The following is a 10,896-nucleotide window of genomic DNA, read 5'->3' on the forward strand; positions in this document are numbered from 1 at the left end:
GCCGAGGGCGAGCACGAGGCGCGCCTGCGGGGCGGGGTACCAGTGGATCCGGGCGTCGCCCGCGGGGGTGGGAACGGTCTCGATCACCCGTCCATCTTCGTCCACCGCGCCCAAAAACCCCTCGGCCCCGGAACCGCGCCGGCGCTCAGCCCCTCGGGCACCCCCTCGGACGATCCCCCGGCCGGCCTCTCAGACGACCCTCAGAACAGCGTCGCTTCCTCCGGTGCGTCCAGTTCCTTCAGGAGCTCGGGGCCGTTCTTGCGGACGTCACTGACCGCGGTCGCGACCGGGTAGGCGCGGACGGCCCCAGCGGGCGGCGGGGCGAGCAGGGCGCGCAGCTCCTCCACGTCCGTGCACGCCGGGTCCAGCCAGGCGTCCCACCGGTCGGGCGGCAGCACCAGCGGCATCCGGGGGTGGATCTCGGCCAGGGAGCGGGGCCCGCCGCCGTCCGGGGCCGCGTCCCCCTCCGGGGAGGCGAACGGGGCGGGCTCGGCCTCCGTCGTGATCACCGTGCAGGTGGCCCACCAGGCGCGGGGGTGGTCGGGCGGCAGCGCGGGGTCGCGCCAGAACTCGTACAGCCCGGCCATCGCCATGACCGAGCCGTCGGCCGAGGTGACGAAGTAGGGCTGCTTCCGGGTCCTCTTCCTACGGCCCTGCTCCTCCAGCTCCCGCTCGGCCGCCCCGGTGACCCACTCGTAGTATCCGTCGGCGGGTATCAGACAGCGGCGCCTCTCGAAGGCCTGCCGGTAGGACGGCTTCTCGTGGACGGTCTCGGACCGGGCGTTGATCATCTTCGCGGCGCCCTCGGGCGACTTCGCCCACGGCGGGACCAGGCCCCAGCGCAGCGGGCGCAGCTGGCGAACCGGACGCCGGTCGGCTGCGTCTTTCAGAGGACGTTCGAGCACCGCATGGACGCTCTTCGTCGGGGCCACGTTCCAGTCCGGAGCGAGGGCCTCCGCCGGCTCCCACTTCCCGATGCCGAAGAGCCCCACGAGATCCTCGGGCTCCCGGCTCGCCGCATATCGACCGCACATGTTCGCCAACCCTGCCACGGACCCACGAGGAGCCGCGCACAAATGGACAGCACCGAAGCCACCGCCCTGTGGGACCGCGTGGTGGGAACCCAGCCCGCACCGTCCGTGTGGCTGGTGGCCGCCGCAGGGCTCGCCGCCCTCGCGGCGGTGGCCCCGCGGAGCATATGGCTGGTGACCCGCAACGCCGTCACCATGGCCCACGAGGGGGGCCACGGCCTGGTGGCCCTGCTCTCCGGGCGGCGGCTGCAGGGCATCCGGCTGCACTCGGACACCTCGGGCCTGACCGTCTCGCGCGGCAAGCCGACCGGCCTCGGCATGATCCTCACCGCCGCCGCGGGCTACCCCGCCGCCTCGCTGCTGGGGCTCGGCGGCGCGTGGCTGCTTTCCGCCGGTCACATCACGGCGCTGCTGTGGCTCGCGACGGCGCTGCTCGCCGCGATGCTGCTGATGATCCGCAACGCCTACGGGGTGCTGACGGTGGTCCTCGCGGGCTCCCTGTTCGTGCTGGTCTCCTGGCTGACGAGGCCCGACGTGCAGGCGCTGTTCGCGTACGTGGTCGTGTGGTTCCTGCTGCTCGGCGGCGTCCGGCCGGCCTTCGAGCTGCAGCGCAGGCGCCGCGACGGAAGGTCCGGAGACTCGGACGCCGACCAGCTCGCCCGGCTCACCCACCTGCCCGCCACGGCGTGGCTGGTTTTCTTCCATGTGATCTCGCTGTGCGCGCTGACCGGCGGGGGCCGCTGGCTGCTCGGGCTGTGATCCGGGAGGGGCGCGTACGGGGCGCGCCCGGGGCACCGGCGGCCGCCGCCCGGGCCGGGAACCTCAGGCCATAGGACTTCGGGGACCGAACCACACGGCGGACGTCAGTAAGGTAAAGGCATGACCGAGAACCCCGCGCACACAGACCTCTGGCCCGCCCCCCTCGCCACGGGAGCGGTCGACGCGACCGTCACCGTGCCCGGTTCGAAGTCGGTCACCAACCGCGCCCTGGTGCTGGCCGCGCTCGCCTCCGAGCCCGGCTGGCTGCGCCGCCCCCTGCGCTCCCGCGACACCCTGCTGATGGCCGAGGCGCTGCGCGCCATGGGCGTCGGCATCGAGGAGACCGTCTCCTCCAGCTCCGGCGACGCGGACGGCCCGGCCGGCTCCGGCGAGGCGTGGCGGGTGATCCCCGCGCGGCTGCGCGGCCCCGCCACCGTGGACGTCGGCAACGCCGGCACCGTGATGCGCTTCCTGCCGCCCGTGGCGAGCCTGGCCGACGGCCCGATCCGCTTCGACGGCGACCCGCGCAGCTACGAGCGCCCCCTGCACGGCGTGATCGACGCGCTGCGCGCCCTGGGCGCCCGCATAGACGACAACGAGCGCGGTGCCCTGCCCCTGACCGTGCACGGCGGCGGCGCCCTGGAGGGCGGCACCGTCGAGATCGACGCCTCCTCCTCGTCGCAGTTCGTGAGCGCGCTGCTGCTGTCCGGCCCGCGCTTCAACCAGGGCGTCGAGGTCCGTCACGTGGGCTCCGTGCTGCCCTCGATGCCGCACATCCGGATGACCGTCGACATGCTCCGCCAGGCCGGTGCGCAGGTGGACACCCCCGAGTCCGGCGGCGAGCCGAACGTGTGGCGGGTCTCCCCCAGCGCCCTGCTCGGCCGCGACGTCGTGATCGAGCCGGACCTCTCCAACGCGGCGCCGTTCCTGGCCGCCGCCCTGGTCACCGGCGGCCGCGTCACCGTCCCCGACTGGCCCGAGCGCACCACCCAGCCCGGCGACGCCCTGCGGGAGATCTTCACCGCGATGGGCGGCTCGTGCGAGCTGACCGAGGCCGGCCTGACCTTCACCGGCACCGGCCGCATCACCGGCATCGACGCCGACCTGCACGAGGTCGGCGAGCTGACCCCGGTGATCGCCGCCGTCGCGGCGCTCGCCGACTCCGAGTCCACCCTGCGCGGCATCGCCCACCTGCGGCTGCACGAGACGGACCGGCTGGCCGCCCTGGCCAAGGAGATCAACGAGCTCGGCGGCGACGTCACCGAGACCGAGGACGGGCTGCACATCCGCCCGCGCCCGCTGCACGGCGGCGTCTTCCACACCTACGAGGACCACCGGCTCGCCACCGCGGCCGCCGTCATCGGCCTCGCGGTCGACGGCGTCCAGGTGGAGAACGTGGCCACCACCGCCAAGACCCTGCCCGACTTCCCGGAGCTGTGGACCGGGATGCTGGGAACCGTCGCGGGGGCGGCGACGGCGCCGAGAGTCTGAGAGATCCAGGAAAGCCAGCAATGCGCCGCTACGGCAAGAACCCCGACGAGGACGACATCCGCGTCCGCCCCAACCGCAAGGGCAACCGCCCCCGCACCAATATCCGCCCCAAGCACGAGGACGCCGCCGAGGGCTTCGTCCTGACCGTCGACCGCGGCCGGCTGACCTGTCTGGTCGAGGACCGGATCGTGATGACGATGAAGGCCCGGGAGCTGGGCCGCAAGGGGGTCGTGGTCGGTGACCGGGTCGCGGTCGTCGGGGATCTTTCCGGCGCGAAGGACACCCTCGCGCGCATCGTGCGGGTCGAGGAGCGCTCGTCGGTGCTGCGCCGCACGGCGGACGACGACGACCCCTTCGAGCGCGTGGTGGTGGCCAACGCCGACCAGCTCGCGATCGTCACCGCCCTCGCGGACCCCGAGCCGCGGCCCCGGCTCATCGACCGCTGTCTGGTCGCCGCGTTCGACGCGGGGCTGGAGCCGCTGCTCGTCCTGACGAAGTCGGACCTGGCCTCGCCGGACAAACTCCTGGAGTCCTACGGCTCGCTGGGCGTGCACCACGTGGTCACCAGCCGCGAGGAGCTCGCGGACGGCGGCGCCGCGGACCGGGTCCGCGAGCGGCTGGAGGGCCGGGTCACCGCCTTCGTCGGCCACTCCGGCGTCGGCAAGACGACTCTGGTCAACGCGCTCGTCCCGGACCGGCAGCGGGCCACCGGCCACGTCAACGCGGTCACCGGCCGCGGCCGGCACACCACCACCTCGGCGCTGGCGCTGCCGTTGCCGGGGGGTTCGGGCTGGGTCATCGACACCCCGGGCGTCCGGTCGTTCGGCCTCCACCACATCGATCCGTCCCGCGTCATCCACGCCTTCCCCGACCTGGAACCGGGTACGGAGGGCTGTCCGCGGGCCTGCAGCCACGACGAACCGGACTGCGCGCTGGACGCGTGGGTGACCGACGGCCACGCCGATCCGCAGCGCCTCTACTCGCTGCGCCGACTGCTTTCCACGCGGGAGCGACGCGAAGGCGATTGATCGCCTACGTTTGCGAGTGACCGCCAGTGGCAAGGGCATCAAGCACACCGGGACGGACGGCGGTCACGAGACACGGGAGGCAAACTGATGGCGTGGCTGCTGGTCGTGGTCGCCGGACTGCTGGAAACCGGCTTCGCGGTCTGTCTCAAGCTCTCCCACGGTTTCACCCGGCTGTGGCCGACGATCGCGTTCGCGTGCTTCGCGCTCGGCAGCTTCGGCCTGCTGACGCTCTCCCTCAAGAAGCTCGACGTGGGCCCGGCCTACGCGGTGTGGACGGGCATCGGCGCGGCCGGTACGGCGATCTACGGCATGGTCTTCCTCGGCGACCTGGTCTCGACGCTGAAGCTGGTGTCGATCGGCCTGGTGATCCTGGGAGTGATGGGGCTGCAGCTGTCGGGCTCGGCGCACTGAGGCCCGCCCGGGCCCGCTACGCCCCGGCGAAGTGACAGGCCGCCACCTGCTCACCGCCGAACGACCGCGGCACCGGCCGTACCCCCTCGCACCGCGACCGCTCCGCGTCCCCCAGCCCCGCGTACAACCCGCACCGCCCGCGGAACCGGCACCCCTCCTCCCGCACCTCGGGGCTGGGTGGATCGCCCGCCAGCAGGATCCGTTCACGGGAGCGCTCCCGCGCGGGATCGGGTACGGGTACGGCCGACAGCAGCGCCTGCGTGTACGGGTGCCGCGGCCGGGCGAAGACCTCCTCGACCGGCCCGGACTCCACGGTGCGGCCGAGGTACATGACGCTGACGCGGTCCGCGACGTGCCGCACGACGGCCAGGTCGTGCGAGACGAAGAGGTAGGCGAGGCCCAGTTCGCGCTTGAGGCGCTGCAGCAGGTTGAGCACGCCGGCCTGCACGGAGACGTCCAGCGCGGACACCGGTTCGTCGAGGACGAGCAGCTCCGGCTCGACGGCGAGCGCCCGCGCGATACCGATCCGCTGCCGCTGCCCGCCGGAGAACTCGTGCGGGAAGCGGCCCGCGTGGCCGGCCTCCAGGCCGACGAGCTCCAGCAGTCCGGGGACGCGGCCGGCGGCCGCCGCACGCCCGTGGCCCTGGGCGCGCAGCGGCTCGGCGACGATCTCGCCGACCGGCATCCGCGGGTCGAGGCTCGCCATGGGGTCCTGGAAGACGATCTGTACGGAGCCGCGCAGGGCGTGTGCCTGGCGCTTCGTCAGCGTGGCGGCGGAGCGGCCGAGGATCTCGACCTCCCCGGACTCGGGGGCGGCCAGCCGCAGGATCTCCATCAGGGCGGTGGACTTGCCGGAGCCGGACTCGCCGACGAGCCCCAGGGTCTCTCCCCGCCGGATGTCGAGGTCGACGCCGTCGACGGCGTACACGCTGCCGACGCGGCGGCGGAAGGCGGCGCCCTTGAACACCGGGAAGGTCTTGGTCAGCCCCTGGACCCGTAGCACGGCGGGCAGTTCACCGCGCGGCACGTCGGCGGCGGCGCGTACGGGCGGGATGCCGGGCACCGGGTAGAGGCCGGGGCCGGGTGTCTTCACGCAGGCCGCGAGGTGGTCGCCGGACCCTGCGAGCGCGGGTTCGTCGGCGCAGGCGTCGTCGGCGAGCGGGCAGCGGGGGGCGAAGGGGCAGCCGCCGGACGCCTTCCGCAGGTCGGGCGGTGAGCCGGGGACGGGGGTGAGCGGGCGCCCGCCGGCGTCCGGGCGGGGCACGGCGCCGAGCAGCCCGATGGTGTACGGCATGCGCGGCGCGGCGAACAGCTCGTCCACGGGCGCGCTCTCCACGACGCGGCCCGCGTACATCACGGCGACGCGGTCGGCCATGCCGGCGATCACGCCGAGGTCGTGGCTGACGAGGAGCAGCGCGGCGCCGGTCTCGCGCCGGGCGGTGCGCAGGACGTCGAGGATCTGGGCCTGGACGGTGACGTCGAGGGCGGTGGTGGGCTCGTCGGCGAGGATGACGTCGGGGTCGTTGGCGACGGCCATGGCGATCATCGCGCGCTGGCGCATGCCGCCGGAGAACTCGTGCGGGTAGGCGCGGGCGCGCCGGGCGGGGTCGGGGATGCCGACGAGGTCCAGGAGTTCGACGGCGCGGCGCCGGGCCCGGTCGCGGGTGACGTCCTGGTGGATGCGGACGGCTTCGGCGATCTGGTCGCCGATGCGGTGGACGGGGGTGAGGGCGGAGAGCGGGTCCTGGAAGACCATGGCGACGCGGCTGCCGCGCAGCCGGGACAGCGCCTTCTCCCCCGCGCCGAGCATCTCGGTGCCGCCGGCCAGGACGGAGCCGCGGACGCGTGCGGTGCGGGGCAGCAGCCCCATGGCGGCGAGGGCGACGGTGGACTTGCCGGATCCCGACTCGCCGACGAGGCCGAGGACTTCGCCGCGCTCGAGGGTGAGGTCGACGCCGCGGACGGCGGGGACCGGGCCGCCGGGCCCGTCGAAGTCGACGTGCAGGTCCCGTACGGCCAGGGCGGCCGTGCGGGCCGGGGTCACCGCGTCAGCGGGCGGCGCGGTCATGGGTGGTTCCCTTCCGGCGCGGGCGGCGCCTGGTGCGGTGGTGGCCCGAGGTGGGGTCGAGGGCGTCGCGCAGGCCGTCGCCGAGGAAGTTGACCGCGAGGACGAAGACGACGAGCAGCCCTGCGGCGAAGAAGAACATCCAGGGGTAGGTGAGGGCGGCGTCGGAGCCGTCGGCGATGAGGGTGCCGAGGGAGACGTCGGGGGGCTGCACGCCGAAGCCGAAGTACGACAGGCCGGTCTCGCTCATCACGGCGCCGCCGACGGCGATGGTGGCATCGACGATGAGGAAGGAGGAGATGTTGGGGAGGATGTGGCGCACGATGATGCGCAGCGGGTGCACCCCCATGAGCTGGGCTGCCCGCACGAATTCACGCTCCTTGAGGGAGCGGGTCATGGACCGCACCACCCGCGCGGTGATCATCCAGCCGAAGACGGCGAGGAGCCCGACGAAGACGATCCAGCCGCTGTCGCGCAGCCGGGGCGAGACGATGGCGATGATCAGGAAGGCGGGGAAGACGAGGAGCAGGTCGATGAAGAAGGTGACGGCCCGGTCGGCCCAGCCGCCGAAGTAGCCCGCGCAGGCGCCGACGACGGAGGCCAGCACGGTCGAGGTCAGGGCCGTGAGCAGGCCGATCAGCAGCGATTTCTGCAGCCCGTGGAGGACTTGCGCGTACACGTCCTGGCCGATGCGGTTGGTGCCCCACCAGTGGCCGGCGGAGGGCGCCTCGCGGAGCGCGCTGTAGTCGATGTCCGTGTGGCTCCAGGGAGTGAGGTGGGGGCCGGCGAAGGCGAGCAGGAACAGCAGCAGGAGGACGGCGGCGCCGGTGACGGCGTTGCGGTTGGCGGCGAAGCGGCGCAGTGCGGTGCGGCCCCGCCCGCGGGCTGCGGGAGGTGGCGCCGCGGCGGGGACGGTGGTGGGGACGGTGGCGGTGGTGGTCACGGTTCGTGTGCCTCGCTCAGCTGGTGCGGACGCGCGGGTCGAGCGCGGCGTGGAGGACGTCGGCCAGGAAGCCGGAGAGCAGCACCATGACGGCGGCGAACACGTTGACCGCCACGACGGAGTTGACGTCGCTCTTGCCGATGGCGTCGATGAACCACGAGCCCATGCCGTGCCAGCCGAAGATCTTCTCGGTGAAGGCGGCGCCGGTGAACAGGGCGAGGAACCCGTAGGCGAAGAACGTGGACATGGGTACGAGCGCGGTGCGCAGTCCGTGGGTGAGCACGGCCCTGCGGTGGGTGAGCCCCTTGGCGCGCGCGGTGCGCAGGAAGTCCGAGCCGAGGACGTCGAGCATGGTGCCGCGCTGGTAGCGGCTGTAGGCGGCGGCGGTGCCGAGCGCGATGGAGAGCGTGGGCAGCAGCAGATGGGCCGCGCGGTCGCCGAGGAGCGTGCCCGCGGAGCCGGTCAGGCCCGGGGTCTTCTCGCCGGTGAAGGAGATCAGTTCGGTGCCGGCTGCCTGGTTGACCTTCATGGCTCCGATCTTGAGCAGGACGGCGAGGAGGAAGGTGGGCGTGGACAGCAGCAGGAAGGCGAGGACGGTGACGGCGCGGTCGGAGAACCGGTACTGCCGGAGCGCGCCCCAGGCGCCCGCGAGGATGCCTGCCACGGTGCCGAGCAGGGTGCCCGCGAGCAGCAGCCGCAGGCTGACGCCGACCCGGCGGCCGAACTCCTCGCCCACGCTGCTGCTGTCGATGGTCCGCCCGAAGTCCCCGCGCACGGCGTGCGAGGCCCAGGTGCCGAATCGTTCCAGCAGGGGCGTGCGGTCATTGATCCCGAGCGCGGTCAGCTGCGCCTCCACCGACTCGGCGGGGGGCGGCGGTTGGCGGCCTTCGAAGTACCCGCGCGGGGAGAGCGCCAGCGACGACAGCACGTACGACAGGAAGACGGCCACGGCCAAAAGCAGCGCATAGTAGCCGAGTCGTTTCGTCAGATAGGCGAGCACGGTGGGTGACACTATCCGGCGGAACCTACCGTTCGGTTTCTTTCTGTTTCGGATGTGTTTCGTGCGCGATAAATACTGTAAACGCTTGACCGTATGGGCCTGTTGAGGCGGCAGTGACGTGCTTACGGTGGCCGGGCCGTCCGTCCCCCATGAGAGGAAACCCGCCATGATCAGGCCCGTCAGAGCCACCGCCCTAGCGGCCGCGGCCGTCTCCGCCGCGCTGGTGGTCACCGCCTGCGGCAGCGGCTCGGGGAAGTCCTCGGACGACGGCGCGCAGGACAAGGCGGCCCCGGCGGTCGGCGCCCAGGACCTCAACCCGCACCCGGCGGAGGACCTGAAGCAGGGCGGCGTCCACAAGGTCTCGATCCAGCAGTGGATCAACCAGTACAACCCCAACCAGACGGACGGCACCCAGGGCGACGCGGCGGCGATCACCGCCCTGGTCGAGCCCGACCTGTTCACCTTCGACGCGAAGGGCGTCCCGCACTCCAACCCGGACTACCTGGCCTCCGCGAAGGTCGTCTCCACCGACCCGCAGGTGGTGTCGTACGAGCTCAACCCCAAGGCCAAGTGGTCGGACGGAAAGCCGCTGGGCGTCGCCGACTTCGAGGCCCAGTGGAAGGCGCTCAGCGGCAAGGACAAGGGCTACCAGGTCGCCTCCACCAGTGGCTACGACCAGATCGCCGAGGTCGGGCAGGGCAAGGACGAGCACGAGGTGCGGGTCACCTTCGCGACCCCCTTCGCCGACTGGCAGATGCTCTTCGACCCGCTGCTCCCGGCCTCCCTCAACGCGACCCCGGACAGCTTCAACAAGAGCTGGGCAGGTCAGGTGCCGGTCACCGGCAACGCCTGGAAGGTCGGCCAGTACGACAGGACCGCGAAGACCATCACCCTGATCCCGGACCCCGCCTGGTGGGGCGAGAAGCCGAAGCTGGACAAGTACATCTTCTGGGCCATGGACAGCAAGGCCCGCACCGACGCCTACCTCAACAAGGAGATCGACGACGCCCCGGCCTCCACTCCCGAGGCGTACCAGCGCCTGAAGGGCGACCAGGGCACCGACATACGCATCGGCGCGCGCTGGGACCAGGTCACGCTCAGCATGAACGGCGCCCGGGGGCCGCTCCAGGACGTCAAGGCGCGCCAGGCCGTGGCGCTGGGCGTCGACCGCGAGGCGCTGGCGAAGGTGGCGGGCAAGGACCTGCCGTTCCGGCCCAAGGTCGTCAACAACCACTTCTTCATGCCGAACCAGGAGGGCTACCGGGACAACGCCGGCTCCTTCGGCAAGCGGGACGTCGCCCGGGCGAAGAAGCTGCTGGACGAGGCGGGCTGGAAGGAGGAGGGCGCCGGCAAGCCGCGCACCAAGGACGGCAAGCCGCTCGTCCTGGAGTACGTGATGCCCGCCGACGCGGTCCCGCTCGCCGAGGACCAGGCCAAGCTCACCCAGCAGATGCTCGGCGAGATCGGCATCAAGGTCGGCCTGCGCAAGGTCCCGGGCGACGACTACTTCGACCGGTACGTCCACCGGGGCAACTACGACCTCACGCAGTTCCGCCAGGTCGACCGGATCTACCGCTCCAGTTCCTACCAGGACTACCGGCAGCCGGACGGCGACAACGCCTTCACCAACTACGGCCGGGTCTCGTCCCCCGAGGTGGACAAGCTGATGGTGGAGGCGTCCCGGACCACGGACGCCGCGAAGCAGGTCGCGCTGTACAACGAGGCGGACGCCAAGGTCTGGGAGCTCGGCCACTCGGTGCCGCTCTACCAGCGGCCCCAGATCATCGCGATCCGCAAGGGCCTGGCCAACACCGGCGCGCCGGGGCTGGGCGACGAGAACAGCGTCCGGATCGGATGGCTGAAGTAACCCCTGAAGTAACCCCTGAAGCAACCCCCTGAAGCAACCCTTGAAGCAGCCGCTGAAGTGACCACCGCCCCGGCCGGTCACTGCTCCGGACGGGGTGCTTCCGTCGCCCGCTCGCCCACCAGGGTGCGGACCAGACGGGCGACGTGCCCGGCGGCCTCCTCGTCCGACGCGCCCGGGACGACGACATAGGACAACGTCAGCCGTACGGCCGCCTCGCAGGCCCACCGCGTGGCCTCCGGCGCCCGGTCGGCGGCCGTGCCGGAGACCGCCCGGACGGTGCGGTCGCGGAGGACCTCGGCGA

General features: G+C 72.5%; 9 protein-coding genes and 1 pseudogene. 5 read left to right on the forward strand and 5 right to left on the reverse strand.

Annotation, left to right across the window (positions count from 1 at the left end; all coding sequences use genetic code 11):
- Positions 1–200: 200 nt before the first annotated feature.
- Positions 201–1,034, reverse strand: a complete 834-nt coding sequence (locus V7793_RS25725) for an SOS response-associated peptidase (protein WP_336010396.1) — start codon at positions 1,032–1,034, stop codon at positions 201–203.
- A 42-nt stretch (positions 1,035–1,076) separates the two neighbouring features.
- Between V7793_RS25725 and V7793_RS25730 the strand changes: the two genes are divergently transcribed.
- From V7793_RS25730 to V7793_RS25745, 4 genes are all read left to right on the forward strand, one after another.
- Positions 1,077–1,790, forward strand: a complete 714-nt coding sequence (locus V7793_RS25730) for a M50 family metallopeptidase (RefSeq protein ID WP_336010386.1) — start codon at positions 1,077–1,079, stop codon at positions 1,788–1,790.
- A gap of 120 nt (positions 1,791–1,910) precedes the next feature.
- Complete coding sequence (gene aroA / locus V7793_RS25735; protein ID WP_336010387.1) at positions 1,911–3,281, forward strand: 3-phosphoshikimate 1-carboxyvinyltransferase; 1,371 nt, start codon at positions 1,911–1,913, stop codon at positions 3,279–3,281.
- A gap of 20 nt (positions 3,282–3,301) precedes the next feature.
- Positions 3,302–4,309, forward strand: coding sequence for a ribosome small subunit-dependent GTPase A (gene rsgA, locus V7793_RS25740; protein ID WP_336010389.1), 1,008 nt, complete (start codon positions 3,302–3,304; stop codon positions 4,307–4,309).
- Between the two features lie 87 nt (positions 4,310–4,396).
- Positions 4,397–4,720: a DMT family transporter gene (locus V7793_RS25745; protein ID WP_030366234.1), complete on the forward strand. Its 324-nt coding sequence runs from the start codon at positions 4,397–4,399 to the stop codon at positions 4,718–4,720.
- Positions 4,721–4,736: 16 nt separating this feature from the next.
- Here the strand turns inward: V7793_RS25745 and V7793_RS25750 are convergent, their stop codons facing one another.
- From V7793_RS25750 to V7793_RS25760, 3 genes are read right to left on the reverse strand one after another with little or no spacing between them, the layout of a single operon-like run.
- The gene (locus V7793_RS25750; RefSeq protein WP_336010392.1) at positions 4,737–6,788 is read right to left on the reverse strand and encodes an ABC transporter ATP-binding protein; all 2,052 of its coding nucleotides are present in this window, start codon (positions 6,786–6,788) and stop codon (positions 4,737–4,739) included.
- A complete protein-coding gene (locus V7793_RS25755) occupies positions 6,769–7,728 on the reverse strand; it encodes an ABC transporter permease (protein ID WP_443057992.1) in 960 nt (319 codons plus the stop codon). The genes V7793_RS25750 and V7793_RS25755 overlap by 20 nt, the downstream gene beginning before the upstream one ends.
- Before the next feature lie 16 nt (positions 7,729–7,744).
- Positions 7,745–8,728: an ABC transporter permease gene (locus V7793_RS25760; protein WP_336010399.1), complete on the reverse strand. Its 984-nt coding sequence runs from the start codon at positions 8,726–8,728 to the stop codon at positions 7,745–7,747.
- A gap of 166 nt (positions 8,729–8,894) precedes the next feature.
- On the opposite strand from V7793_RS25760, the gene V7793_RS25765 reads away from it, so the two are divergent.
- Positions 8,895–10,595 (forward strand): ABC transporter family substrate-binding protein, encoded by a 1,701-nt coding sequence (locus V7793_RS25765; RefSeq protein ID WP_336010394.1) that lies wholly within the window; start codon positions 8,895–8,897, stop codon positions 10,593–10,595.
- A gap of 77 nt (positions 10,596–10,672) precedes the next feature.
- On the opposite strand, the pseudogene V7793_RS25770 reads toward V7793_RS25765, so the two are convergent.
- Positions 10,673–10,896, reverse strand: a pseudogene (locus V7793_RS25770) (hypothetical protein); the annotation flags it as partial.

The organism is Streptomyces sp. KLMMK (assembly GCF_036961605.1).
GTDB classification, from domain to species: domain Bacteria; phylum Actinomycetota; class Actinomycetes; order Streptomycetales; family Streptomycetaceae; genus Streptomyces; species Streptomyces telluris.